This window comes from Nocardioides daeguensis, assembly GCF_019192965.1.
GTDB classification, from domain to species: Bacteria; Actinomycetota; Actinomycetes; order Propionibacteriales; family Nocardioidaceae; genus Nocardioides; species Nocardioides daeguensis.
In genome coordinates this window covers 299,553-325,041 of the sequence record NZ_JAHTKU010000010.1, presented here as the reverse complement: position 1 = coordinate 325,041, position 25,489 = coordinate 299,553, and the positions used below count along the sequence as shown (strand labels likewise).

At 73.8% G+C, this 25,489-nt stretch carries 25 protein-coding genes; 12 read left to right on the top strand and 13 right to left on the bottom strand.

Going from position 1 to position 25,489, the window contains the following annotated elements; translation table 11 throughout:
- Positions 1 to 294: a DUF2530 domain-containing protein gene (locus KU893_RS09305; protein WP_218234054.1), complete on the top strand. Its 294-nt coding sequence runs from the start codon at positions 1 to 3 to the stop codon at positions 292 to 294.
- Positions 287 to 922, top strand: coding sequence for a class I SAM-dependent methyltransferase (locus tag KU893_RS09300; protein ID WP_218234053.1), 636 nt, complete (start codon positions 287 to 289; stop codon positions 920 to 922). Before KU893_RS09305 ends, KU893_RS09300 begins: the two co-directional genes overlap by 8 nt.
- Positions 923 to 1,188: 266 nt before the next feature.
- On the opposite strand, the gene KU893_RS09295 is transcribed toward KU893_RS09300, so the two are convergent.
- Positions 1,189 to 1,965, bottom strand: coding sequence for a DUF3027 domain-containing protein (locus tag KU893_RS09295; protein WP_257440695.1), 777 nt, complete (start codon positions 1,963 to 1,965; stop codon positions 1,189 to 1,191).
- Positions 1,966 to 2,024: 59 nt separating this feature from the next.
- Here KU893_RS09295 and KU893_RS09290 point away from each other — a divergent pair, with 59 nt between their 5' ends.
- Positions 2,025 to 3,476 carry an MFS transporter gene (locus KU893_RS09290; protein ID WP_218234052.1) on the top strand — a complete coding sequence of 484 codons (1,452 nt, stop codon included), beginning with the start codon at positions 2,025 to 2,027 and terminating at the stop codon, positions 3,474 to 3,476.
- Positions 3,477 to 3,486: 10 nt separating this feature from the next.
- On the opposite strand, the gene KU893_RS09285 is transcribed toward KU893_RS09290, so the two are convergent.
- The gene (locus KU893_RS09285; protein WP_218234051.1) at positions 3,487 to 3,882 is read right to left on the bottom strand and encodes a cold-shock protein; all 396 of its coding nucleotides are present in this window, start codon (positions 3,880 to 3,882) and stop codon (positions 3,487 to 3,489) included.
- A 94-nt stretch (positions 3,883 to 3,976) separates the two neighbouring features.
- On the opposite strand from KU893_RS09285, the gene KU893_RS09280 reads away from it, so the two are divergent.
- The gene (locus KU893_RS09280; RefSeq protein WP_218234050.1) at positions 3,977 to 4,573 is read left to right on the top strand and encodes a GNAT family N-acetyltransferase; all 597 of its coding nucleotides are present in this window, start codon (positions 3,977 to 3,979) and stop codon (positions 4,571 to 4,573) included.
- 22 nt (positions 4,574 to 4,595) lie between these two features.
- Here KU893_RS09280 and KU893_RS23200 read toward each other — a convergent pair whose 3' ends face one another.
- Genes KU893_RS23200 through KU893_RS09265 form a run of 3 tightly spaced genes read right to left on the bottom strand, consistent with a single transcriptional unit; the run spans position 4,596 to position 8,096 of the window.
- Positions 4,596 to 5,741, bottom strand: a complete 1,146-nt coding sequence (locus KU893_RS23200) for an RDD family protein (protein ID WP_218234049.1) — start codon at positions 5,739 to 5,741, stop codon at positions 4,596 to 4,598.
- Between the two features lie 28 nt (positions 5,742 to 5,769).
- A complete protein-coding gene (locus KU893_RS09270; RefSeq protein WP_218234048.1) occupies positions 5,770 to 7,260 on the bottom strand; it encodes an FHA domain-containing protein in 1,491 nt (496 codons plus the stop codon).
- A complete protein-coding gene (locus KU893_RS09265) occupies positions 7,257 to 8,096 on the bottom strand; it encodes a PP2C family protein-serine/threonine phosphatase (protein ID WP_218234047.1) in 840 nt (279 codons plus the stop codon). The genes KU893_RS09270 and KU893_RS09265 overlap by 4 nt, the downstream gene beginning before the upstream one ends.
- Before the next feature lie 51 nt (positions 8,097 to 8,147).
- Here KU893_RS09265 and KU893_RS09260 point away from each other — a divergent pair, with 51 nt between their 5' ends.
- Positions 8,148 to 10,436 (top strand): helicase-associated domain-containing protein, encoded by a 2,289-nt coding sequence (locus KU893_RS09260; RefSeq protein WP_218234046.1) that lies wholly within the window; start codon positions 8,148 to 8,150, stop codon positions 10,434 to 10,436.
- A 9-nt stretch (positions 10,437 to 10,445) separates the two neighbouring features.
- Positions 10,446 to 12,104, top strand: coding sequence for a DNA repair helicase XPB (locus KU893_RS09255; RefSeq protein WP_218234045.1), 1,659 nt, complete (start codon positions 10,446 to 10,448; stop codon positions 12,102 to 12,104).
- A gap of 73 nt (positions 12,105 to 12,177) precedes the next feature.
- Here the strand turns inward: KU893_RS09255 and lon are convergent, their stop codons facing one another.
- The 4 genes from lon to KU893_RS09235 all read right to left on the bottom strand — a co-directional run bounded on the left by lon (position 12,178) and on the right by KU893_RS09235 (position 17,168).
- On the bottom strand, positions 12,178 to 14,514 hold the full coding sequence (gene lon, locus KU893_RS09250; RefSeq protein ID WP_218234044.1) for an endopeptidase La: 2,337 nt from the start codon (positions 14,512 to 14,514) through the stop codon (positions 12,178 to 12,180).
- 80 nt (positions 14,515 to 14,594) lie between these two features.
- Positions 14,595 to 15,134: a Uma2 family endonuclease gene (locus KU893_RS09245; RefSeq protein WP_218234043.1), complete on the bottom strand. Its 540-nt coding sequence runs from the start codon at positions 15,132 to 15,134 to the stop codon at positions 14,595 to 14,597.
- An 18-nt stretch (positions 15,135 to 15,152) separates the two neighbouring features.
- Complete coding sequence (locus tag KU893_RS09240; RefSeq protein WP_218234042.1) at positions 15,153 to 16,367, bottom strand: DUF2786 domain-containing protein; 1,215 nt, start codon at positions 16,365 to 16,367, stop codon at positions 15,153 to 15,155.
- 348 nt (positions 16,368 to 16,715) lie between these two features.
- Complete coding sequence (locus tag KU893_RS09235) at positions 16,716 to 17,168, bottom strand: MarR family winged helix-turn-helix transcriptional regulator (RefSeq protein WP_218234041.1); 453 nt, start codon at positions 17,166 to 17,168, stop codon at positions 16,716 to 16,718.
- A 64-nt stretch (positions 17,169 to 17,232) separates the two neighbouring features.
- On the opposite strand from KU893_RS09235, the gene KU893_RS09230 reads away from it, so the two are divergent.
- On the top strand, positions 17,233 to 17,574 hold the full coding sequence (locus KU893_RS09230) for a hypothetical protein (protein WP_218234040.1): 342 nt from the start codon (positions 17,233 to 17,235) through the stop codon (positions 17,572 to 17,574).
- A gap of 474 nt (positions 17,575 to 18,048) precedes the next feature.
- Here the strand turns inward: KU893_RS09230 and KU893_RS09225 are convergent, their stop codons facing one another.
- Entirely contained in the window at positions 18,049 to 18,351 is a 303-nt protein-coding gene (locus KU893_RS09225) for a chorismate mutase (protein WP_203045803.1), read from the bottom strand.
- 66 nt (positions 18,352 to 18,417) lie between these two features.
- Here KU893_RS09225 and KU893_RS09220 point away from each other — a divergent pair, with 66 nt between their 5' ends.
- Positions 18,418 to 19,776 carry a TrpB-like pyridoxal phosphate-dependent enzyme gene (locus KU893_RS09220; protein WP_218234038.1) on the top strand — a complete coding sequence of 453 codons (1,359 nt, stop codon included), beginning with the start codon at positions 18,418 to 18,420 and terminating at the stop codon, positions 19,774 to 19,776.
- A 52-nt stretch (positions 19,777 to 19,828) separates the two neighbouring features.
- Here KU893_RS09220 and KU893_RS09215 read toward each other — a convergent pair whose 3' ends face one another.
- Complete coding sequence (locus tag KU893_RS09215; RefSeq protein WP_218234037.1) at positions 19,829 to 21,238, bottom strand: MFS transporter; 1,410 nt, start codon at positions 21,236 to 21,238, stop codon at positions 19,829 to 19,831.
- Positions 21,239 to 21,300: 62 nt separating this feature from the next.
- Between KU893_RS09215 and KU893_RS09210 the strand changes: the two genes are divergently transcribed.
- The 3 genes from KU893_RS09210 (at position 21,301) to KU893_RS09200 (ending at position 23,769) form a co-directional block, all read left to right on the top strand.
- On the top strand, positions 21,301 to 21,792 hold the full coding sequence (locus KU893_RS09210) for a PadR family transcriptional regulator (protein WP_218234036.1): 492 nt from the start codon (positions 21,301 to 21,303) through the stop codon (positions 21,790 to 21,792).
- A gap of 119 nt (positions 21,793 to 21,911) precedes the next feature.
- Positions 21,912 to 23,093, top strand: a complete 1,182-nt coding sequence (locus KU893_RS09205; protein WP_218234035.1) for an RtcB family protein — start codon at positions 21,912 to 21,914, stop codon at positions 23,091 to 23,093.
- A 58-nt stretch (positions 23,094 to 23,151) separates the two neighbouring features.
- Positions 23,152 to 23,769, top strand: a complete 618-nt coding sequence (locus tag KU893_RS09200) for an HD domain-containing protein (RefSeq protein ID WP_257440693.1) — start codon at positions 23,152 to 23,154, stop codon at positions 23,767 to 23,769.
- 144 nt (positions 23,770 to 23,913) lie between these two features.
- On the opposite strand, the gene KU893_RS09195 is transcribed toward KU893_RS09200, so the two are convergent.
- Entirely contained in the window at positions 23,914 to 24,663 is a 750-nt protein-coding gene (locus KU893_RS09195; RefSeq protein WP_218234034.1) for a hypothetical protein, read from the bottom strand.
- Complete coding sequence (locus KU893_RS09190; protein WP_218234033.1) at positions 24,660 to 24,974, bottom strand: hypothetical protein; 315 nt, start codon at positions 24,972 to 24,974, stop codon at positions 24,660 to 24,662. Before KU893_RS09190 ends, KU893_RS09195 begins: the two co-directional genes overlap by 4 nt.
- 94 nt (positions 24,975 to 25,068) lie before the next feature.
- Here KU893_RS09190 and KU893_RS09185 point away from each other — a divergent pair, with 94 nt between their 5' ends.
- Positions 25,069 to 25,434 (top strand): DUF8819 family protein, encoded by a 366-nt coding sequence (locus tag KU893_RS09185; RefSeq protein WP_218234032.1) that lies wholly within the window; start codon positions 25,069 to 25,071, stop codon positions 25,432 to 25,434.
- Positions 25,435 to 25,489 lie beyond the last annotated feature (55 nt).

Sequence of the window (25,489 nt, the reverse complement as noted above, 5' to 3'; positions counted from 1 at the left end):
GTGGAGCTCCGCGACGACCAGCCGACCCAGCACGAGTTCGGGAAGCGGACCTACCTGATCGCGCCCGTCGAGCCGCTCGACGTCGACGGCGTCCGCACCGTCCAGGTCGGCACCGCCCTCTTCCTCGTCGCCTTCCTCGGCCTGCTGCCGTTCTATGGACGGCTCCGGGAGGACGGCCACACCTGGCTGCTGTGGATGTGCCTCACCGGCGTCGGACTCGGCCTCCTCGGCTCCGAGTACTGCAAGCGCCGCCGCCAGGTCCGCGCCGAGCGCAGCGTCGACACCGATGAGTGACGCCGCTCCCCCGCGCCTGCCCCCGACCCGGTGGGCGCTGGGCGGCGACCGCAACCCGGGGTACGGCGAGCGGTTCGCCCAGCTGATCGCCGACGGCACCGACGTGGTCGGCGAGGCCCGGCTGGCCGACACCCTCGTCGAGCGCGGCGCGACCATCCTCGACGCCGGCTCGGGCATGGGCCGGATCGGCGCCCACCTCCTCGCGCTGGGCCACCGGGTCATCGCCGCCGAGCCCGACCCGGTCCTGGCGACACAGTCGCGGCGCACCTTCCCCGACCTGCCCGTCGTGCCGCACGAGATCCTCACCCTGACGCCCGAGGCGCTCACCGCGGCCGGCGCCCCGACCGCCTACGACCTCGTCGTGTGCGTCGGCAACGTGCTCACCTTCGTCGCCGAGCGCACCGAGGTCGCCGTCCTGGAGCGGCTCGGGTCGCTGCTCGCCACGGGCGGGCGGATCCTGGTCGGCTTCCACCTGCAGCAGGGGCCGTCGACGGCGCGGGAGTACACCCCCGAGGAGTTCCTCGCCGACGTCGACGCAGCCGGGCTGGTCGTCCAGCACCGGTTCGGGGGGTACGACCTGCGACCGGCGGACGACCTCTACTCCGTCGCGATCCTCAGCCAACCCTGAGACACACGGCCAGCCGAGAGCTCTCCGTCGGACGCCCCCGGCAAGCCCGCGCCGCCCTTGTAACTAAGGGTTACAGCACGGATTTCAGTGCACCAGCGCCCGGGTAGTAGCAACAGCGCCCGGGTAGACACGCCCGAGGTGCCTCGAGGCCCGCCCGGGGCCGCGCCGCCAACACACGGCATCTACCCGGGCGGTGTGGCCACTACCCGGGCGGTGTTGCACCGGTTTTCCCGCTGTAACACTTAGTTACAAGAGCGCGCGCCGACTCAGAAGGTCTCGAGGTCGTCCAGCGAGATCGTGTCGACGACCGGCGGGGCCGGGGGCTGGGGCTGCTGACGCTTGCTGAGGCGGACCTCGGAGTGGCCGCCGCAACCGTGCTGGAGGGCGACGACGCGACCGTCGTCGTTGGCGTCGCCGTTGGCGCAGACACCGAACAGCTCCGACAGCGGGCCGTTGAGCCGGACCAGGAAGCCGCAGGAGTAGCAGTGGTGGGGCGCGGACTTGGCGATCGGCGCGTCCGGGCCGGCGTCGCCGTCGTACCAGCGCTCCGCGGCGGCGTCGCGGCCCTCCGGCGACAGGACGCGGACCCGGCCCAGGCCGAGGTCCTTGGCGACCTGGCGGATCTGGGCGCGCTCGTCGGTGTCGAGCGGGTCGTCGCCGAAGGAGTACGTCGGCACGAGGCGCGGGTCGTCGTCGTCGACGGGCAGCAGGTCGCCGGCCGACATGTCGCCGGGGCGGAGGCGGTCGCGGTAGGGCACCCAGGCGGGGGCGACGATCGCGTCCGGCCCGGGCAGCAGCACCACCTCGACGACGGTGACCTTGCGCTGGCGGGAGGCACGGGTGAGCGTGACCGCCCACTGCCAGCCGCGGTAGCCCTTGCGCGTGCACTCGAACAGGTGGGTGACGACCCGGAGTCCGTCGACCTGGTGACCGGAGTGCTCGCCCACGTCGCTGGCGTCGACCTCCTCGAGCAGCGCAGCGCGTGCCGCGTCGACGGCATCGGCGGTGGCGGCGTCAGTCAGCTTGCGCTCCAGGGTGGACACCGGCACAGCATCCCCCATGCCAGGCCCGGTCGTCACGTCGGGGCAGGCAAGATAGGAGGGTGAGCACCCACGGCCCCGACCCGAGCCCCCCGGCCAGCCCGCCGGGCAGCGATCTCGGCTCCGGCCCCGAGCTCACCGAGACCGGGTCGACGCGCGCCGTCGGCTCCAGCATCGGCACGGGGGCCAAGGCGACGGCCCGCGGGCTCAAGGGGGTCGCGACGGCGACCGGCCGGGCCAGCCGGGCCACCTTCCGCCAGGCTCGCAAGGCCGCGGCGGCGCAGGGCGCCGAGCGGTCCGGGCTGAACCGGCTGATCGAGCTGCACGCCGCGAACGCGGCGGGCGACTCCGCGTTCGCCATCGCCCTCGCCGGCACCGTCTTCTTCGCCGGCGCGACCAGCGGCGAGCGCGGTCCGGTGCTGTTGTTCCTCGGCCTGACCATGGTCCCGTTCGCGATCGTGGCCCCGCTGATCGGGCCCTTCCTCGACCGGTTCAGCCACGGCCGGCGCTGGGCGATCGGGGCGACCTTCGCGTTGCGCGCCTTCCTGTGCTGGGTGCTGGCCGGGACCCTGAACGACGGCTCGCCGTGGTTCTACGTCTCCGCCCTGGGCGTCCTGGTCTCCTCCAAGGCGTACGGCGTCGCGAAGGCGGCCGCCGTGCCGCGCCTGCTCCCCAGCGAGATCACCCTGGTCAAGGCCAACGGCCGGGTCGCTCTGGCCGGCGTGGTCGGCGCCTGCGTCTCGGGTCCGCTCGCCGCGGCGGCGTACTGGATCGGCCCGGAGTGGGCCTGCCGCTACGCCTTCGTGGTGTTCACCGTCGGCACCGTCGCCGCGATCCTGCTCCCGAGCCGGGTGGACTCCTCGGCGGGCGAGGAGTCGATCGACGGGCCGCGCGACGCCGCCGGCGCACGCCGCCCCACCGGGTTGCCGCCGAAGGTGGCGTTCGCGCTGCGCGCCAACTGCGGGCCGCGGCTGCTGTCGGGCTTCCTCACCATGTTCATGACGTTCGTGCTGGTCACCGAGCCGCTCGACGGCTGGGAGAGCAAGACCCGCTCCACCCTGCTGGTCGGCCTCGTCATCGGCGCTGCCGGGCTCGGCAACACGATCGGGATCGTGGTCGCCTCGCTCGCCCGGAAGATCAACCCGGCCGTGACGGTCGTGGTCGCCCTGGTCGCCGACATCGTCGTACTGGTGCTGGCCACCGTCTTCTACGGCCTGCTCCCGCTGGTGGCACTGGGGCTGACGGTCGGCCTCATGCAGTACCTCGCCAAGGTGTCCCTCGACTCGACCGTCCAGAGCGGGGTCCCCGTCCGGGCGCACGCCAGCGCGTTCGCCAAGGGCGACACCACGCTCCAGCTGGCGTGGGTCTTCGGCGGCTTCCTGGGCGTCGTGATGTCCTACCCCGCCGTCAACGGGATCGGGCTCGCCGTCGCCGCCGTCCTGCTGACGGCCTGGGCCGTGTTCGTGCTGCGCAGCGCGCCGCACCGCAGCGCGCCGAAGCAGGCGCCTGCCTGAGGCTGCGGGCTCAGGACTCCAGCTCGTCGGCCAGCGCGCGCAGCAGCTTGGCCACGGGCTGCGCCGTACGCCGGTCGGGGTGCCGGCCGTGGCGGTACGCCTCGCCGACGCCGTCGAGCAGGCGGATCAGGTCCTCGACGATCGGGACCATCTCCTCGGGCCTCTTGCGCTTGGCCTGCTGCTGGTTGCGCGAGACCGAGACGGGCGCGTCGAGGATGCGGACCTGGAGGGCCTGCTCGCCCCGGCGCCCCTGGGCGATGCCGAACTCGACGCGGGTGCCTGCCTTGAGGGTGGTCACGCCGTCAGGCAGTGCGTCAGCGCGGACGTAGACGTCCTCACCGCCCTGCTGGGAGAGGAAGCCGAAGCCCTTCTCCGCGTCGTACCACTTCACCTTGCCAGTCGGCACGGGTCCGCCCAACCTCTCTCATCGCAGGCCTACGCCCGGTCGGGCGCACGCGCGGCACATCGTAGTGTGAGTGCCGCCACCTATTCTCACTGACGTGGCAACCGAATTGACGGCCCCCGTGCTCCCGGCGCCGCCCCTCCCCCTCACGACCGAGCGCCTGGTCCTGCGCACCGTCGTCGCGTCCGACAGCACAGCCATCGGCGCCTACTGCGCCGATCCCGAGGTCACCCGCTACCTCCCCTTCCCGGCCTTGGACGCCGAGGGCCTGGCCGGCCGGATGCAGCGGCTGGTCGCGGCGACGGCGCCGTCGGTGCCGGGCGAGTTCCTCGCGCTCGCGGTCACCCACGACGACGTGCTCGTCGGCGACCTGATGCTGCGCTTCACCGACCGTCACGGTGAGACCGACCCGCCGGCGATCGGCGAGCTGGGCTGGGTGTTCGCCCCGGAGCACGCCGGCCGCGGGTTCGCCACCGAGGCGGCCCGCGCGTTGGTCGACCTGGCGTTCACGCACTACCCGCTGCACCGGCTGATGGCACGGCTGGACCCGCGCAACGTCGCCTCGGCGCGGCTGTGCGAGCGGATCGGCATGACGCGCGAGGCGCACACCCGTGAGGACTACGCCGAACGCGACGGGTCCTGGAGCGATACCGCGGTCTACGGGCTGCTGCGCCGCGAGTGGGCTGCGGCCTGACCTCGCCCGCAGGCCGTCGCGGTCAGCTCTCGCGCTCGACCCGCATCGTGCGGTCGCCGAAGCGCACCTCGTCGCCGGCCAGCAGCGTGCTCGGCCGCCCCGGCGAGAGCGAGCGCGACATGCCCTTGCGGATGACGTAGGAGCCGTTGGTGGACCCGCGGTCCATCACCACGAGCGCGCCGTCAGGGGCGACCTGGAACTGGGCATGGGTCTTCGACAGCGACATGTCGGAGGAGCGCAGCGGAACGACGTGACGGGCCTGCTCCCCCGGCCGCGGCTCCGGGCGGCGGCCGACGAGGGCGAGGCCCTCGACCACGAACGCCTCGCCGGTGTCGAACGCGACCCGCCACCGGACCGCCGCCGGGCTCGGCGATCCTGCGGCCGGGCCGGCGCCCGGCTCGGGGCGGACCCGGGTCTGCTCGACGGGGACCCGCGGGGCGGCAGGCGGTGCGACCGGCGGTGGCGCCGGTGGCGCCGGTGGCGCCGGTGGTGCCGGTGTCGGGGGTGCCGGCGGGGTGGGACGGGCATGCGGGGCGGGGACTGGCGCGGACGCCGGGGCCGCGACCGGGGTCGGGGTCGGGGTCGGGTCCGGCCGCGCCGCCGGGTGCTCCTCGACCGGCGAGGGCAGCAGCCGCATCGCGGTCAGGTTCACGATCTGCTGGGGCCGCTCGGGCTCGGGCACCGCGTCGACCACCAACGGCCGGGTATCGACGACCATGGCGTCACCGATCCGGTCGTGCAGCCCACGACGCTCGCGCGAGGGGTCCATCGCTGCGGTCCAGGCGAAGGTCGCCAGGCCGAGGCCGGCGGTGGGCAGGCCGGCGATGCCGAGCACGACGGCGCGCAGCAGGGCGGCTCCGACACCGATCGGGCGGCCCGTCGTACGCCGCACGACGCGGAGGCCGGTCGCCGCCTTGCCGGGACTCAGGCCGGTCGTCCCGGCGACGACCGCGAGGACCAGACCGGTCAGCACAGCGACGCTCAGGAACGTGAGGACGAGGACCGCGCCGCTGTCGGGATCGACGAGCCGCCACACCCCGAGCGCGATCGCCGCGGCGATGCCCCAGCCCACCGCGCGGTCGATGACGAAGGCGGTGAACCGTCGCTCCATCTCCGCCGGACGGAGGTCACCGGCGGCGAGGGATGGCGGGGTGGGGACGTGCGACATGCAGTGCGCTCCGAGTAGCGGCAGGCGGTCAGGGCCGGGTGACCTGGATGGTGATCCCGTCACCGAGGTTGATGGTCGCGCCGGGGATCAGCTGGACGGCGATACCGGGCTTGAGGTCCTCCGGCCCCAGCCCCGGCTGTACCAGGACGGTGCCGTTGGTCGAGCCCATGTCGGTCACAACGGCGGTACCGAGATCGGCCCCGGCGCCGGGCCGGACCTCGACGTGGGTGGAGGAGATCTCGTGGAGCCGGCTCGGCACCGTGACCAGCATCGGCTGCTCGGTCGAGGCGAAGCGCCGCGCCTCCGGCGCCCGGCCGATGAGGACGGCACGGTCGACGATGATCGACTGCCCGTCGGAGACCAGCAGCTTGGCGACCGGCTGGGTCACCGGCGGCGCGGCCGGCGTGCCGGGCACGGGCGGCACCAGCGGCGCCGGCGGCTCTCCCGGGCCGGCGACCGTGAAGCCGTCGTGCTCGACACCGGGTCCGGACGGTGCGGGGACGCCGCCCACCGGCTCCCAGGAGCCGACCGGCAGCGGCGGTGCGTCGGGGGCGGGGACGCCCGGCGGCGGGGGCGGCACCCAGCCCGGGGGCGCGACCTCGGTCGGGCTGCCCGGCGGCGGCGCCGGGGTGTCCCAAGGAGTCACCCAGCCGTCGGGCGCGGGCTCCTGCGGGGCATCGCCCAGCGGGTCGGCGAGCGGCTCGTCGACGCTGTCCATCACCTCGGTGGCCGGGCCGTCGTCGAGGTAGGCCGCCTCGGTGGCCGCCGCGCCACCCTCGTCGAGGGGGCTGGGCTCGTCGAGGACGGCCGGCTCCGCGGGGACCTCGGGCAGGTCGGGAGCCGCCGGTACGTCGGGCAGCTCGGACACCGGCACCGCCGGGACCTCCGGCCCGGTCGGGACATCGGGCACGTCCGGGACCTCGGGCTCGGCACTGACGGGCTCGGCACTGACGGGCTCGGCACTGTCGGGCTCGGCACTGTCGGGCTCGACGGCGGCCGGCTCCTCCACCGCGAGGTGCGCGCCGCCGACGACCGGCGCGGGCGCGGCCTCGGGGGCGGACGCCGCCGCAGGGCGGTCGATCCGGCCGACCCGGACCAGACCGGTGAGGATCGGAAAGTCGGTGTCAGCGGGAGCGGGGTCGTCCTCGCCCGTGGGCAGGTCGATGCTGAGGGCGGTGACGTCGTCGAGGCTGCGCTCGACCCAGGTGTGGCTGGCGCCGCCGTCGACGGTCACCGTCTCGCCGGCCGCCGTGACGGTGGCGACCACGCCGGCGCCGCGCAGCAGGAAGCGGGTGGGACCGGCGTCGTTGCTGACCAGCACGAAGCCGGGGATCCGGCTCAGGCCGGAGGCGAGCAGCCCGTCGAGGACGTCGTCGAAGCCCGCCCCGCCGTCGACCAGCGCCCACAGACCGACGACCTGGTCCTTCTGCGACTCCGGCAGCACGACGGCGGCCTCCGGTCCGAAGACCGCGAACCACGCACCGTTGCGGTACGACCAGGCTGTGCCGGCATCGCTCATGGGAGGGCCCCCAACTTCTGCTCCAGACTCAGCCGCTGCGCGTGCGAGTCATACGGTTCGACATTCGCCAATCCCACCACATCGACCACGACGGCCGTCGCGTTGTCGTGCCCGCCCGCGGTGACCGCGGCCGCGACCAGCGCGTCGGCGGCATCGCGCGGGTCGTCGTACCCGGCCAGGATCGAGGCGATGGTCACGTCGTCCACCATGCCACTGACCCCGTCGGAGCACAGCAGGAGCCGCTCGGCAGCGGCGAGCGGTAGGAGGTAGTAGTCGGCCGCGCCACTGACCGGGCCCGGCATCGCCGGGCCGCCGAGCGCACGGGTGACGACGTTGCGGTGGGGGTGGCCGAGCGCGTCGTCCGGGGTGATCCGGCCGGCGTCGACGAGCTCCTGGACCAGGCTGTGGTCGACGCTGACCTGCTCCAGCTCGTCCTCGTTCCACCGGTAGATGCGCGAGTCCCCGACGTTGGCGAGCAGCCAGTGCGGGCGGTCGGCGGACTGCACGAGCAGCGCGACGACGACGGTGGTCCCGGCCGCGAAACCGGCGCCGGCCCCGGCCGCGCGCTGCTCCTCGTCGTAGGCGAGCAGCCGGTCCTGCGCGGCCTCGAGGGCCGCGGCCACGGCCGTCGTCCCCTCGTCGAGGTCGTAGCCGCCGGGGGCGAGGCGGGCCAGCTCCTCGACGGCGTACCTGCTGGCGACGTCGCCGCTGTCGTGCCCACCCATGCCGTCGGCGACCGCGAAGACCGGCGGATCGGCGAGGAAGGCGTCCTCGTTGACCTGCCGGACGCGGCCGACGTCGGTGGCCGCACCGTGGTGCAGCTCGACCCGGTTCATCGACGTCCTCGGGCAGGTCTGCTCGTGCAGGCATGCCCTAGCGTGTGCACCGTGGGAGCGGGACCGAGCGGACACCGGTCGTTGGCCGACCAGCTGAGGTCGTGGCCCGACGATCGGCTCCAGCGCCTGCTCACCGCTCGTCCCGACCTGGCCACCCCTGCCCCTCACGACTTCGGACAACTCGCGTCCCGCGCTGCGGTGAGGAACTCGATCGCACGCGCGCTCGACGGCCTCACCCGAGGCGAGCTCTCGGTACTGGATGCCCTCGTCGTCGCCGGTCAAACCACCGATCCGGAAGTCGCCGCGATCGTCCGCGCCGAGCCCGGGTACGTCGCCGCGACGCTGGCCCGGTTGCGGGACCTGGCCATCGCCTGGGACTCCCCCGAGGGCCTGCGCGCGCTGAGCGGGGTGGGCGACGCGATGGTCGGCGGGCCGGACGCCGGGGTGAGCGGGCTGCGGCCGCGCTCGGCCGCCCCGCGCCCGGCCGCGGAGATCGCCGAGGTCCTGGCGGCGCTGCCGTCCGGCGCCCGGGCGCTGCTCGAGCACGTCATCGCCGAGGGCGGTACGGCGAAGACCGGGTCGGTCCGGGTCGGGCTGCGTCCGGAGGACACGGAGACGCCGGCCGAGCTGCTCGTGGCGCACCGGCTGCTGGTGCCCGGCGGCTCCCTGATGCCAGGCCTTCTGGTCGTGCCGGGCGAGGTCGGCCTCGTGGTCCGCGGCGGCCGGACGACCGCCGAGCCGGTCGACGTCGCGCCCACCGTCGCTGCGGAGGAGCGCTCGCCCCGGCTGGCGGCCAGTGCCGCGCTCGGCGCCGCCACGGACGTCGTACGACGCGTCGGGCTGCTCCTCGAGTGGTGGGGCACCCGGCCGGCGGCCGCGCTGCGCACCGCCGGGCTCGGGGTCCGTGAGCTGAAGGCGGCCGCGACCCAGCTGCAGGTGCCCGAGGCGGAGGCGGCGCTGATCGTCGAGCTCGCGCACGAGGCCGGGCTGGCCGGCACCCGCGCCGACGCGGACGGGAACCCGGTGTGGGTGCCGACGTCGGCGTTCGACGAGTGGGCCGAGCTGTCCGTCGCCGAGCGGTGGACGGTGCTGGCCCGGGCCTGGTTGTCGAGCCCGCGGCTGCCGTCGCTGGTCGGCGAGCGCGGCCCGGACCAGAAGCCGTGGAACGCGCTGACCCCCGAGCTGTCGGCCGCCGGGATGCCGGAGGCGAAGGCGATGACGCTCGCCGTGCTCGCCGACCTGCCGGAGGGGCACGGTCTCGCGGCCGGCACCGGGCTGCCGTCGCTGGTCGCCAGGGTCGCGTGGGAGCGGCCGCGCCGCCCGCGCACCCGGCCGGACCTGGTGGCGTGGGCGGTCGCCGAGGCGGCGGTCCTCGGCCTGACCGGCGCCGACGTGCTGGCGCCGTACGCCCGGGTGCTGCTGGCCGGCGAGGACCCGGCGCCGGTGCTGGCCGAGCTGCTGCCGCCGCCGGTCGACCACGTGCTGATCCAGGCCGACCTGACAGCGGTGGCCCCCGGGCCGCTCGAGCCGGACCTGGCCCGGCGGCTGCAGCAGGTCGCCGACGTCGACTCGCACGGCGCCGCGACGGTCTACCGCTTCACCCCCGCCTCCGTACGACGCGCGCTGGATGCCGGCTGGACCGCGGCCGAGCTGCACGCGTTCGTGCTCGCCGCCTCCCGCACGCCGGTGCCTCAGCCGCTGAGCTACCTGATCGACGACGTGGTCCGCTCGTTCGGCCGGCTGCGGGTCGGGCTGGCGTCGTCGTTCGTGCGCTCGGAGGACGAGGCCGCGCTGGCCGCGCTGGTCAACCACCCGAAGGCCTCCGGGCTCGGGCTGCAGCGGATCGCCCCGACCGTGGTGGTCTCCTCGCTGCCGATCGACGTGCTCCTGCTCCGGCTGCGCGAGCTCGGCCTGGCGCCCGTGGTCGAGGGCCCCGACGGCGTGGTCCGGGTCGGCGCCCCCGACGCGCTGCGCGCCCGCACCCCCCGCACCCGCGAGGTCGCCGACGCCGCCCGCGCGGCCGCGCGGCAGGCCGCCCAGGTGGTCTCGGCCGTCGCGACGCTGCGTGAGGGCGACGAGGCCGCGCGGTCGCGGCCCGCCTCGGCGTCCACCGCCGGCGGGGGCGTGCTGTCGGCGCTGCGGGAGGCGATCGAGCGCGGCGGCGCCGTCCTCATCGGGTTCACCGACAACCAGGGCGTGGTGTCCGAGCGGACGGTGCGCCCGCTCGTCGTCGAGGGTGGCCAGCTCACCGCGTTCGACGTCGACGCGGAGCAGGACGACCCGGACGCGGAGCGGCGCTATGCCGTGCACCGGATCAGCCGGGTGGTTCCCGTCTCGTAAACTCGTGCGGTGACAGACGGACCCCTGATCGTGCAGTCGGACAAGTCGCTGCTGCTGGAGGTCGACCACCCACAGGCGGCCGAGTGCCGCAAGGCGATCGCCCCGTTCGCCGAGCTGGAGCGCTCCCCCGAGCACATCCACACCTACCGGCTGACCCCGCTGGGGCTGTGGAACGCGCGGGTCGCCGGCCACGACGCGGAGCAGGTCGTCGACACGCTGCTGACCTGGTCGCGCTACCCGGTCCCCCACGCCCTGCTGGTCGACGTGGCCGAGACGATGGCCCGCTACGGCCGGCTGCGCCTGGAGAAGCACCCGGTGCACGGGCTGGTGCTGGCCTCCAGCGACCGGCCGGTGCTGGAGGAGGTGCTGCGCGCCAAGAAGATCGCCGGCATGCTCGGCGCCCGGATCGACGACGACACCGTCGCGGTCCATCCCTCCGAGCGCGGCAACCTCAAGCAGGCCCTGCTCAAGCTGGGCTGGCCGGCCGAGGACTATGCCGGGTACGTCGACGGCGAGGCCCACCCCATCGCGCTGGCCGAGGACGGCTGGACGCTGCGCGACTACCAGCGCGACGCGGCCGAGTCCTTCTGGCACGGCGGGTCCGGGGTCGTCGTCCTGCCCTGCGGCGCCGGCAAGACGCTGGTCGGCGCGGCCGCGATGGCCCATGCCCAGGCCACCACGCTGATCCTGGTCACCAACACCGTGAGTGCCCGGCAGTGGAAGGACGAGCTGGTCCGTCGTACCTCGCTGACGGAGGACGAGATCGGCGAGTACTCCGGCACGGTCAAGGAGATCCGTCCGGTGACCATCGCGACCTACCAGGTCATCACGACCAAGCGGAAGGGCGTCTACCCGCACCTCGAGCTGTTCGACGCTCGCGACTGGGGCCTGATCGTCTACGACGAGGTGCACCTGCTGCCGGCGCCGATCTTCCGGATGACCGCGGACCTGCAGGCACGGCGCCGGATCGGCCTCACCGCGACGCTGGTGCGTGAGGACGGCCGCGAGGGCGACGTGTTCTCGCTGATCGGGCCGAAGCGGTACGACGCGCCGTGGAAGGACATCGAGGCGCAGGGCTGGATCGCGCCCGCCGACTGCATCGAGGTCCGGGTCTCACTGCCGGACGCCTCCCGGATGTCGTACGCGACGGCGGACCCCGAGGAGCGCTACCGGCTGGCCGCCTGCACCCCGGAGAAGCTGGGCGTCGTCCGCGACCTCGTGGCCCGGCACGCCGGGCAGCCGACCCTGGTGATCGGCCAGTACCTCGAGCAGCTCGACGAGCTCGCCACGGCACTGGACGCGCCGGTGATCACCGGGCAGACCACCGTGAAGGAGCGGCAGCGGCTCTTCGACGGCTTCCGCTCGGGCGAGATCGGGCTGCTCGTGGTCTCGAAGGTCGCGAACTTCTCGATCGACCTGCCGACCGCCGAGGTCGCCATCCAGGTGTCGGGGTCCTTCGGCTCGCGCCAGGAGGAGGCGCAGCGCCTGGGTCGGCTGCTGCGGCCGGGCTCCCCCGGCCCGGACGGCGAGCGGAAGGTCGCGCGCTTCTACACGGTCGTCGCCCGTGACACCGTCGACGCCGAGTTCGCCCAGAACCGGCAGCGGTTCCTCGCCGAGCAGGGCTACGCCTACCGGATCGTCGACGCCGAGGACCTCACCGGCGCCTGAACGACCGCACCCCATGCGTTTTGGTCGTGAAACCGGTCGGACCGGGACCAAGACGCATGGGGTGCGGAGAACATCAGGCCGCGGCGGATCCCGCCTCCGCGACCACCAGAGCCCGCTCGAGGATCTCGGTGACCGCACCGACCGGCGTCACCCTCAGCGCCGCGAGGATCTCCGCCGGGACGTCGTCCAGGTCGGGCCGGTTGCGCTCGGGGATGAACACCTCCGCGACGCCGGCCCGCTGCGCGGCGAGCAGCTTCTGCTTCACCCCGCCGATGGGCAGCACCCGGCCGGACAGCGTGACCTCGCCGGTCATCGCGATGTCCGAGCGGACCGGGCGACCGGTCAGCAGCGAGACCAGCGCGGTGACCATGGTGACGCCGGCGGACGGCCCGTCCTTGGGTACGGCGCCCGCGGGGAAGTGCACGTGGATCGACCGCTCGAAGGCCTCGGCGGGGATGCCGAGCTCGGCGGCGTGCGAGCGCACCCACGAGAGCGCGATCCGCGCCGACTCCTTCATCACGTCGCCCAGCTGACCGGTCACGGTCAGGCCCGTCTCGCCGTCGGCGGCCGAGGTCTCGACGTACAGGACGTCACCGCCCATGCCGGTCACCGCGAGGCCGGTGGCGACGCCGGGGACCGACGTGCGCTCCTCGACGTCGGGTGTGAACCGCGGCCGGCCGATCAGCTCCACCAGTGAGTCGACGCCGATGTCGACCCGGTCCACCGAGCCCGACGCGAGCCGGGCGGTGGCCTTGCGGAAGGCCTTGGCGAGCAACCGCTCGACCTGGCGTACGCCGGCCTCGCGGGTGTAGTTCGCCGCGATCTCGCGCAGCGCCTCGTCGCTGATGCTCACCTCGTCGTCCGACAGCGCCGCCCGCTCGAGCTGGCGCGGGACCAGGAAGTCACGCGCGATCGCGACCTTGTCCTCCTCGGTGTAGCCGTCGATGGAGACCAGCTCCATCCGGTCGAGCAGCGCGGCCGGGATCGAGCCGACGTCGTTGGCGGTCGCGATGAACAGCACGTCGGAAAGGTCGAGGTCGAGCTCGAGGTAGTGGTCGCGGAAGGTGTGGTTCTGCGCAGGGTCGAGCACCTCGAGCAGCGCGGCCGCCGGGTCGCCCCGGTAGTCGGAGCCGACCTTGTCGACCTCGTCGAGCAGCACGACCGGGTTCATCGAACCGGCCTCCTTGACGGCCCGCACGACGCGACCGGGCAGGGCGCCGACGTAGGTGCGCCGGTGGCCGCGGATCTCGGCCTCGTCGCGGACGCCACCGAGGGCGACCCGGACGAACTTGCGGCCCAGGGCCCGCGCGACGGACTCGCCGAGCGAGGTCTTGCCGACGCCCGGAGGCCCGGCCAGCAGGACGACGGCGCCGGAGCCGCGACCGCCGACGACCTCGAGGCCGCGCTCGGCGCGGCGGGCCCGGACGGCGAGGTACTCGGTGATCCGGTCCTTGACCTCCTCCAGGCCGTGGTGGTCGGCGTCGAGGACGGCCCGCGCCGCGACGACGTCGGTGTCGTCCTCGGTCGTGACGTTCCACGGCAGGTCGAGCACGGTGTCGAGCCAGGTGCGGATCCAGCCGGCCTCGGGGTTCTGGTCGCTGGAGCGCTCGAGCTTGTCGACCTCGCGCAGCAGCGCCTCGCGGACCTGGTCGGGCACGTCGGCCGCCTCGACCCGCGCCCGGTAGTCGTCGCCACCGTCCGGGTCGCCCTCGCCGAGCTCCTTGCGGATCGCGGCGAGCTGCTGGCGCAGCAGGAACTCGCGCTGGTTCTTCTCCAGCGACTCACGCACGTCGGCGTCGATCTTGTCGCTGACCTCGGACTCGGCGACGAAGTCGCGGGTCCACTCGATCAGCAGCCGCAGCCGCTCGGCGACCTCGGGGGTCTCGAGGAGCTGGCGCTTGCGGTCGTCGGAGAGGTACGGCGCGTAGCCGGCCGTGTCGGCCAGCGTCGCCGGGTCGTCGATCCGGGTCACCTGGTCGGCGACCTGCCAGGCCTCGCGGCGCTGCAGCAGGCCGACGACGAGCTTGCGGTAGTCGTCGGCGAGCGCGCGGACGTCGTCGTCCACGACGCCGCCGTCGACCGGCTCGACCTCCACCCACAGAGCGGCACCGGGCCCGGGCACGCCGCTGCCGATGCGGGCGCGGCCGCCCGCCTTGAGCACGGCGGCCGGCTCGCCGCCGGAGAACCGGCCGACCTTCTCGACGCTCGCCACGACGCCGTACGACGCGTAGCGGTCCTCGAAGCGCGGGGCGAGGAGGACCTGGGCGGTCTCACCGCTCTCGCGGGAGGCGATCTGGGCGGCGTCGATGGCGGCTCGGGCGGGCTCGTCGAGCTCGACCCGCACCACCATGCCGGGAAGCACCACCACGTCGGAGAGGAACAGCACCGGAAGCTGGATCGGGTTCGTCATGCACCTTCCAATGCATTCCGGGTTTGCGGTGTTCCGGCGTTCGCCGACGGCGAACCCGGGAACTCCCCGGAGCGCAGTGCTCAGTCGAGCAGGCGCGACGGGACGAGGGTGACCTCGAACGGCGCGGAAGCGGCCCACTCCTCGTCCGCCGCGACCAGCGCTGCCACCTCGTAGCGTCCGTCCCGCAGCTCCCACGCGGTGATGCTGGGGACATCCGGGTCGAGGATCCAGTACGACGGCACACCGGCGCGCTCGTAGATGCGCTTCTTGCGCACCTGGTCGCGGCCGCGGCTGCTCGGCGAGAGGATCTCGACGACCAGCAGCGGAGCGCCCGTCAGCCCCCGCTGCTCCGGCCGATCGCGCTCGACGACGAGAAGGTCGGGCTCGACCACCGACAGCTCCTCCACCTGCACGTCGAACGGTGCCGCCAGCACGACCAGTCCCGTCGGGCAGGCGAGCCGCAGCGCGTAGTAGAGGTTGCCGGACGAGCGCTGGTGATCGAACGACGGGGCCGGCGACATGACGATCTCACCCTCGAGCAGCTCGTAGCGGTTGCCGTCGTCGGGCATCCGGTCGAGGTCCTCGCGGGTGTGGCCCGGACCGAGGGTCGGGGTGGTCATGTGCTCCATCGTGCCTCCTCACGCCGAGAGCTCGCCAGCGCGCAACCGGGCCCGGTCGGCGGCCGAGCGGCCCTCGGCGGCACCCCAGGCGTCGTACCGGCCCCCGACGTGGCGCTCGCGCAGGCGACCCGCGAAGATCCGGTCGACCTCCTCCTCGACCGCGACGGCGCGGGAGCGAAGCACCGGGAGCGACGCGCTGGAGCCCGGGTCGGCCAGGACCGCGGCCTCGACCGCCGCGAGTCGCTCGCGGATCCGGGCCGCGAAGCCGAGGTGGAAGGACTGCCGGAAGGCGGTGGACCGGGGCCGGGCGCCGGAGCCGGCGCCGTGGGCGGCGGAGGCGAGGGCGTTGCCCGCCTGCACGAGCAGGGAGGTGAAGAGGACCTCCACGGTGGCGAGGTCCTCGGCATGCCCCACGACCGCCGCGAGGTCGAGTCCGCCGAGCTCGACGGCACGGCAGCGGTTGGCCTCCGCCACCGCCACGAGGAGCACGCCCTTGGCCGCTGCGTACGGGGGCTCGAGGAGGATCCGGACCATCCCCGGGCCGCCGTCGGCCGCGGGGTCGACGAGCCGGGCCCGGTCGACCGCCTGGCGCGACATCAGCTGCTGCGCCTTCGCCGTCAACGCCTCCGCCTCGGCCTCGAACGTCGTCGACTCCGCCTTGGCGAGCAGCTTGCGGATCCGGTCGAGGACCGGGTCGGCCGCCGTGGACCCGCTGGGCGAGACGACCTCCACGACGGACGGGTCGGCCCCCGGCGGAGGGACGAGGACCGGTATCCGGGGCACACGCGCCAGCACCCGCCACACGTCGGCCGCGGTGTCGTAGCACCGGGGCCGCGCGACGCTCTCGCGACGTCGCCACTGGCGCAGCCAATCGAGCCGGGTCGACTCCGAGCAGGAGGCGAGCCGATCCACCTGACCCTGCCAGCGCGGGTCGACGGCGCCGGAGCGGCGGTCGTGGTCGGCGACGACCGCCAGGTCGACCAGCCTCCCGCCGGCACGCCCGAGCCGGCGGCTCACCGCATGGACCACCTCGGCCGGCTGCCAGCCCAGCCCGTACGCCGCGGCGACGCCCTGGAGCAGGACACGCTCCACCATCGGGTCGACGATCGCCACCGAGTAGGCCGTGAGCCGCTCCGCGTCCGCGCTCGGGACCTGCCGGCTCCCGGTCGGCCGCCACAGCAACCGTTGCAGGACCTCACGCGCCCCGCGCGCGTCGTACCGATCTCCCGTCATGGGCGCCTCCGTTCGTCGTGGAAGCACGACGCTGGCGGGAGGGGTCGACAGGGCGACGCGTCTCGCCGGCGAGGCTGTGGAGAACGGGCCACGGCACGGGGGCTGTGGAGGGCGGACGAACCCGCCGGTGACGGGCGGGACAGGTGAGACGGTTCAGGCCTCCGCCCAGTCGGGGCGGCACATCCGGCACGAGGTCGGCGAGACCTCCACGCTGGTGACCCTCGTGGCCGGCGGGCTCGGCGTGGCCGTCGTACCCGGGGCCCGGTGCGGGCGAGCTCGCCGTGGCCCAGCGGGCCGAGCGCACCGAGCCGCACCCACACGGCGCGCTGAGCGTGCTGCGCGACCTGGTCAGCGGCTGGCGGCGATCACCGCAGTGAGACGTCGGTGCAGCTCGAGCAGCTCCTCGATCGGCATCCCGAGCCGCTCGACGATGGCCGGGGGGATCGCCTCGGCCTGCTCGCGCAGCGCGCGGCCTTGCTCGGTCAGGACCACGGCGAGCGCGCGCTCGTCGCGCGGGTCGCGCTCGCGCCGCAGGTAGCCGGCCGCCTCGAGCCGCTTGAGCAACGGCGAGAGCGTGCCCGGGTCGAGCTCGAGGAGCTTGGCGAGCTCGGAGACGCGCAACGGCTCGCTCTCCCACAGGGCCAGCATCACCAGGTACTGCGGATGGGTCAGCCCCAGCGGCTCGAGCAGCGGCCGGTAGAGCGCGACCACACTGCGTGAGGCGATCGCGAGGGCGAAGCAGACCTGCTGGTCGAGCGCCAGCGGATTCTCGACGACGGGGGAATCAACGCGGGTGCTCATGTTGTTAGTGTAGCAATAGTTGTTGTACAAACTATTAGGCCACCAATCGAATCGGAGCTGCCCGATGAGCATCGACACCGCCCCCCGCCGACGCCGCCACCTGATGGACCCGGCGAACCCGGTCCGGCCGGTCAACGACCGATCGCTGACCCAGGTCCAGCGCTACGTCATGTCCACCCTGGCCGTCTTCACCGCCGCCCACATGGCGGCGGGCATGGTGGTGGCCGCCCTGGAGATCGACTCGTCGGCCACCGCCGCCCGGGTCGGGCTCAACGTCATCGCGGGCGCGTTCATGGCGATCGCGGTGGTCGGCGCACGCGCGATCCACCACCGCCCGGTTCTCACCTGGTGGCTGTTCGTCGCCCCGCTGACCACCGCGGCCGGCATCTGGCTCACCATTCCCTGACGCAGGGCCGACGGCACGCCTCCCCAGTCCGCCGGCACGGACCCGCGCCGGGCCGCAGCCGCCGACGACCTGGCCGCGCTCGACCCCGAGGGCTACGCCCGAGTGTGCGAGGCGCTCGCCGGCTTCGACCTCCGCGACGTCCGCGACCGGCTGGCCGCCGTGGGGGTTCCCCTGCTCACGGTCGCGGGCGCCGACGACGTCGCGCCCCCTCCGTAGGCGATGGCCTGGCTGCTCCTGGCCGACCTCAGCGCGCGCGAGGCCGCTTGTAACTAAGTGTTACGTGCACAAATCGGGTGCCACAGCACCCGGTGGCAGCAACAACGCCCGGGCAGACGGGCACTCCCGCGACGCAGGCGGCCTCGCCGCCCACCGTCGCCTCGTGCGGCGCAACCACCCGGGCGCTATGACCACCACCCGGGTGCTGTGGCACCGAAATTCACGATGTAACACTTAGTTACAAGCGCCGGACCGACGTCAGTCCTCGTTCTCCTCGGCGAACTGCTCGTGGTTGCGGATGACCTCCGCGATGATCACGTTGAGGATCTTCTCAGCGAAGTGCGGGTCGAGCCCCGAGCTCTCCGCCATCGACCGCAGCCGCGCGATCTGCACCGCCTCGCGGGCCGGGTCGGCCGGCGGCATCGCGGCGCGCGCCTTGAGGCGGCCGACCGCCTCGGTGCACTTGAACCGCTCCGCCAGCAGGTGCACGAGGGCGGCGTCGAGGTTGTCGATGCTCGACCGGAGTCGGTGGAGCTCGGCCCGGGCGTCGTCAGCACTCACGTGCTCCATCCTGCCCTACGATCCGGACGAGTCAGGACCGACAACCGCAGACCGAGAGGACGCCCCATGAGCGACGACCAGGTGATGTACACCCTCGAGCCGGACGAGCAGCCGACCCGCTGGTACAACATCGTCGCCGACCTGCCGACTCCTCCCCCGCCGCCCCTGCACCCGGCGACCCACGAGCCGGTCGGCCCCGACGACCTCGCGCCGCTGTTCCCGCCGGAGCTGATCGCGCAGGAGGTCACGGCCGAGCGGTACGTCGACATCCCGGAGCCGGTGCTCGAGGTCTACCGGCAGTACCGGCCGAGCCCGCTCTACCGGGCCCGCCGCTGGGAGCAGAGGCTCGGCACCAGCGCCCGGATCTACTACAAGTACGAGGGCGTCTCGCCGGCCGGCTCGCACAAGGTCAACACCGCGGTGCCGCAGGTCTACTACAACAAGATCAACGGGATCACCCGGCTCACGACCGAGACGGGTGCCGGCCAGTGGGGCACCGCGCTGTCCTACGCCAGCGCGCTGTTCGGCGTCGAGTGCGAGGTGTGGCAGGTCGGGGCGTCGTACGACACCAAGCCGCAGCGCCGCACGCTGATCGAGGTCTTCGGTGGCAAGGTGCACCGCTCGCCGAGCCGGATGACCGAGTCGGGCAAGGCGTTCCCCGAGGGGCACCCCGGCTCCCTCGGCATCGCGATCTCCGAGGCGGTGGAGGTCGCGGCGCAGGACCCGGAGGCCAAGTACGCGCTGGGCTCGGTGCTCAACCACGTGCTGCTGCACCAGACGGTGATCGGCGAGGAGTCGCTGCTCCAGCTGGCCAAGGCCGGCGAGGCCGGCGCCGACCTGGTCGTCGGCTGCGCGGGCGGCGGCTCTAACTTCGCCGGCCTGGCGTTCCCGTTCCTGCGCGAGAAGCTCGCCGGCAACCAGGCCCCGCGGATCCTCGCGGTGGAGCCGAGCTCGTGCCCGACCCTGACCCGGGGCGAGTACCGCTACGACTTCGGCGACACGGCCGGTCTCACGCCCCTGATGAAGATGCACACCCTCGGCCACGACTTCGTCCCGTCGACGATCCACGCGGGCGGCCTGCGCTACCACGGCATGGCGCCCCTGGTCTCGCACGCCGTGCACGAGGGTCTGATCGACGCGACCGCGCTGCACCAGAGCGAGTGCTTCGAGGCTGCGGTCGAGTTCGCCCGCACCCAGGGCATCGTCCCGGCGCCGGAGTCGTCCCACGCCCTGGCCCAGGTACGACGCGAGGCGCTCGCCGCGGCCGAGGCGGGCACGTCGCCGGTCATCGTGGTCGGGCTCTCCGGGCACGGCCTGCTCGAGCTCGGCGCCTACGAGACGTTCCTCAGCGGCCGCCTCGAGGACGACCCGCTGTCGGACGAGGCGCTCGCCGAGGCGCTGGCGAACGTGCCGGTGGTCGGCTGACCCGACGCCGGACGACCCGGGGACGCGAGGCGTCCCCGGGTCGTCGTACGCCTCAGGCCGGGACGGGTGCCGGCATCGGCGCCGGGAGCCGGCGCCGCACCCCCAGCAGCGCGACCCCGGCCACCACGGCACCGGCGCCGGCCACCCAGGCGATCGCCCAGCCGGTCCCCGAGGCAGCTCCGTCGCTCGCCGCGCGGCTGCGGTAGAGCGCATCGGCCGCCGCCAGCGCGACGGCGCCGACGACCTGCCGGCCCAGCAGCAGCGTCCCCATCGCCGCGGCGAGGTCGCGCGGAGCGACGGTCCGCGACAGGGCGATCTGGAGGCCGGACAGCTGTGGCCCCATGCCGAGCCCCAGCACCGCCATCGCGACCAGCGGCAGCGCGCCCGAGCTCGACGTACCCAGGGCGAGGAAGCCCAGTGCGCCGGCCCCCGTCACCGCGCTGGCGACGACGAGCGGCACCCGCAGCGCACCGCTGCCGACGAGCACGGCACCGACGTTGACTCCCACCAGGAGGGCGAGCAGGAGCGGGTAGACCCGGATGCCGGCTCCGGTCGCGTCGATGCCGCCGTCGACCTGGTACCACCGCGGGACGAGGAGCACGCACGCGTAGATGCCGGTCGTCGCGAAGGCGGCCGCGACCAGGAGCCGTCGGGACGCGGGGTCCGTGAGCAGGCGCAGCGGCACGATCGGCGCAGCCGCCGTGGCCTCCACCCGCACGAACAACGCGATGCCCAGGACTCCCAGCACAAGGGCGCCGCCGGTCGACGGCAGCAGCCAGTCACCGAGCTGCTGGTGCCGGTTGAGGGCGACCAGCAGGGCCCCGACGCCGAGGACGAGGCTGGCGATGCCGGCGAGGTCGACATCGGTGCGGCGGGACTCGGTCCGCCCGAACGAGGCCGGCAGCGCGCGGACGAGCAGCCCCATCGCGACCAGGCCGATGGGCAGGTTGACCAGAAACGCCCAGCGCCAGCCGATGTGGTCGGTGAGCAGGCCGCCGATGAGGGGTCCGGCGACGAAGCTGATCGCCATGACCGCGGAGATCGCCGCCTGTCCCGCGCCCTTCTTGCTGTCGCGCGAGAGCTCGTTGACGACGAGGAAGCTGAGCGCCTCGAGGGCGGCGGCGCCGGCGCCCTGGGTGGTGCGACCCGCCACGAGCACGGGCATCGACCCGGCCGCCGCGCACACCGCGGAGCCGGCGAGGAACAGCGCCATGCCTATCAACAGCATGTCGCGGCGCCCCGTCCGGTCCGAGAGCCGGGTGGCCACCGGCAGCAGGACGGTGGCCGGGACGAGGTAGCAGGTGAAGGCCCACACGTACCAGGACGGTCCGCCGAGGTCGGCCACGATCCGCGGCAGGGCGGTGCCGACGATGGTCTGGTCGAGCATCGCGAGCAGGAGCCCGGACACCACCGCCGCCCAGAGCATGGCCCGTCGACGCGGGCTGAGGTCGGGTGCGTTCATATGTCAAAACTGACATGTCATTTTCGACATGTCAAAAATGGAGTGCCAGGTACGCTCGGCCCATGTCGTTGCGCCACGCGATCCTGGGCCTGCTCGCTCGCAAGCCCTCCACCGGCTACGAGCTGTCGGGGATGTTCGACGCCTCGCTCCGGTCCGCCTGGCACGCCCGGCACAGCCAGATCTACCCCGAGCTGGCCCGCCTGGAGGAGGGCGGACTGGTGGAGGTCGTCGACCGCGGGCCCCGCGGCAGCAAGACCTACGCGCTCACCGACGACGGCCGGACCGAGCTGCGCCGCTGGCTCGTCGACGACGAGCCCGACCGGTCGCAGCGCAACGAGAGCGCCGTGCGGCTGTTCCTCAACCAGCTGCTCGATCCGGCCGACCGCCGCAAGGTGTTCACCCGGGACCTCGAGCACGTCGAGGCCGAGACCGCGGCGCTGCTCGACCTGCGCGAGCGGATGGACCCCGACGAGCCGTTCGCCGCCCAGATCGAGCTGGGCCTGCGGATCAACGAGGTGCTCGCCACCTGGCTGCGCGAGCAGGCCGAGCGCTGAGGCGCACGCCGTACCTGCCCGGAAATGGCCTGCACAACACATTTCCCGCCCTCTAGCGTCCTGCGCCGGGACACCCCCGAGACCGACTCACGAGAAGGGCGACGACGCAGGACATCACGATGGAGAAGATCACCCCGAAGCTCCTCAGCTGGGCTTCGATCCTCGAGCAGGGCACGCGCGACCAGGCGATGACGACGGCACGGATGCCGTTCATCCATCCCCACCTCGCGCTGATGCCCGACGCCCACCTGGGCCTGGGCGCGACGGTGGGCTCGGTCATCCCGACCCTCGGTGCGATCATCCCGGCCGCGGTCGGCGTCGACATCGGCTGCGGCATGATCGCCGTGCGCACCCGGTTCACCGCCGACCAGCTCCCCGCCGACCGGCGAGCGCTGCGGGAGGCCATCGAGCGTGCGGTCCCGGTCTCGGCCGGCGCGGCCAACCGAACGATCAGCAGGGAGCACACCGAGCGACGCCTCGCCGAGCTCACCACGCTGGCCGAGCAGGCCGGCTTCGAGCCCGGGCGGTACGCGAAGCAGTGGGAGCTGCAGCTGGGCACGCTCGGGTCGGGCAACCACTTCATCGAGGTCACCCTCGACGAGGAGCGGCGGGTCTGGCTGTTCCTGCACTCGGGGTCGCGCGGCGTCGGCAACAAGATCGCGCAGCGGCACATCCAGGTCGCCCGCGACCTGTGCGCGAAGTGGTGGGTCGACCTCCCCCACCCGGACCTCGCCTACCTCGCCGAGGGCACCGACGAGTTCTGGGCCTACATCCGCGAGATGCGGTGGGCACAGCGTTACGCCCTGCTCAACCGCGAGGAGATGATGGACCGGGTGGTCCGGCAGCTCGCCGAGTGGATGGGCCTCGGCTCGGCCGACGAGGTCGAGCGGGTCGAGGAGATCAACTGCCACCACAACTACACCGAGCAGGAGCGCCACTTCGGCGCAGACGTGTGGCTCTCCCGCAAGGGCGCGATCAACGCGGAGCGGGGGCGGCCGGGGCTGATCCCGGGTTCGATGGGGACGTCGTCGTACGTCGTCAGCGGCCTCGGCAACCCCGTCGCGCTCCACTCGGCGCCGCACGGCGCCGGCCGGGAGTACTCCCGGTCCAAGGCGCGCCGGACGTTCACCCGCGAGCAGCTGCGGGAGGCGATGGCAGGCATCGAGTACCGCGACACCGACGCGTTCATCGACGAGATCCCGGCGGCGTACAAGGACATCGATCGGGTGATGGCCGACGCGGCCGACCTCGTCGAGGTCCGGCACGTGCTGCGCCAGATCGTGAACGTGAAGGGCGACTGAGGCACCACCAGCGGGGGTTCCGGTGACAGCGGCCGGGGCGGTCGGTTTGAATACCGGGGTGGAGGACGACCATCCCGACCTGACCGACCTGCCCTGGCCGTTGACCGGCGCCGACGCCCTGCGCGAGGAGCTGCTGGCGGCCTACGGCGACCCGAGCCGGGGACACCACGGCACCCGCCATCTCGCCGAGGTGCTGCGGCGGCTCGACGAGCTCGCCGCCGCGGGCGTGACCTACGCCCGGACGCCGGTCCTGCTCGCCGCCTGGTTCCACGACGCCGTCTACGACGGCGAGCGGGACGCCGAGGAGCGCTCCGCGGCCTGGGCGGAGGACGCGCTGCCCGGCCACGCGGACCCGGCGACGGTCGCCGAGGTCGCCCGGCTGGTCCGGCTCACCGAGCACCACCGCCCCGACACCGCGGACGCCAACGGCTGCGCGCTGTCCGATGCCGACCTCTCGATCCTGGCCGCGACGCGGGAGCGCTACGACGAGTACGTCGCCGCCGTGCGCTCGGAGTACGCCCACCTCGACGACGAGGTGTTCGCCGCCGGCCGGGCCGAGGTGCTGCGCGCGCTGACCGACACCCCCGCGCTGTTCCGCACGGCGCACGGCCGCAGCGAGTGGGAGCAACCCGCGCGGGCCAACGTCGCCCGGGAGCTCGCGGGTCTACCGGCCTAGGAGTCTGCTGAACAGGACGGGCGATCGCGAGCGACGCCGGGTGCGTGCGGTCGCCAGAGCGGCGAGGACAGGCGTGGCGGGTCACTTCAACCGAGCCGAACGCAGCGAACGCTCCACCCGGCGCCGCGCAGCCGCGCGGATTGTTCAGCAGTCTCCTAGCTCCGCACGCGCCACGTCGGCGATCTTCCTCATCGCAGCCAGGTGGTCGCCCTGCTGGTCGACCCAGTCGATCACCTCCCCCTTCATGGACAAGAGCCGGTCGACGATCACGACCAGCCGCCGGGCGCCGTCGACCAGGTCGGTCACGGCGTCGAGGCCCTCGACGGCGACCTCCGCTGCGAACCCGGCCCAGCCCGCGGGCCCCGCCGCCCGCGCGAGCAGGCGGGCCATCAGCCAGGTGCCCCTCTCGACCAGCTCCACGACCAGCTCCTCGACCTCGACCGCCAGCCGTTCGGCGAATCGCGCCACCTCCTCGAACACCGGGACCGTCAGCGCCAACAGCTCGCCGGCGGCACGGGCGGCCGCGGCGTGGCGCCCCAGCCGGAGCAGGTACGACGCCGCCGCCTCGCCCTCCCAGCGCCGGCCCACGGCCAGCGCCAGCCGCGTCGTGGAGCCGGCGTAGCGGGCCAGCGCGGCGTCGGCGTACCCGATCGCCTCGGCGTTCTGCCTGATCCGGCGATGGTCTCCGGTCAATGGCAGCACGACCAGCTCCCGGAGGCTCCCCTCGGGCAGCCGGCGTAGCCCGAGGCCGAGACCGTTGAGGACGTCGATCCCGGTGTTGACCGTGTCGCGGATCCGGTCGAAGGTGCGGTCCAGCGCCCGGAACTCCGCGTCGTGGCGCAGCCGGTCGGGGCCGAGCGCCGGCTCCGGGAGCACCAGCGGCTCGGCGGTCACCGGGCCACCACCGGCATCCGGGCGACGGCCCCGGCGTCGACCGCGCGCAGGTCACGCCGGGTCGATGCGACCGCCCGGCGCAGGTCGGCCCAGTCGCCGGCGGCGAGGTCGCGGAGGTCGTCGAAGCCGTCGGCCAGCAGGTCCATCAGCTCGGCGAGCGGGCGCAGCAGGCACAGCGGGCTGGGCTCGAAGCCGGACCGCTGGCACACCCAGCGGCCGGCGTACGCCGTGATCTCGGCGACCTGGCCGGCCAACCCGGCCATCTCCTCGTCGAGGCGGTCGAGGTCGGCCCACGCGACGGACAGGGTCATGACGGTCCCCTCTCGGTGGCCCCCGCGGGTCGGGAGCGGCGACGGCTGCGATGCCCCCCTCGGGGCCGTCACCAAACCCGCGCACAATGGACCTGTGGACGACAGCGTGATCTTCCGGGCCCGAGCGCAGGTGCTGGCCGACCTGCAGGCCCGCGCCCTCGGGACGCCGGACTCCGTGACCCTGCTCGAGGACGCCTGCGCCGAGCGCCGCTGGTGGCTGGAGCAGTGGCCCGAAGGGGCGGCGTTCATCGCCGGTCTCGTGGCCCAGGACGTCCAGGACGGGCTCGCCGACCGGTTCGGCCGCCATGCCCGCGAAGGCCTGTGGCCGGTGTGCACGCACTGCGAGGACGGCCCCGTGCACGCGCTGCACATCGAACCCGACCTCGGCGGCCCGGACCCGACCTGGGTGTGCGAGGAGTCCGGGGTGGCGGTCGCGCCCCTGGGCGGCCTCGACTCCTGATCGGCGACCCGCACGTCGTACGAACACCTGTTCGATCTGGGGGTATCCTCGATCC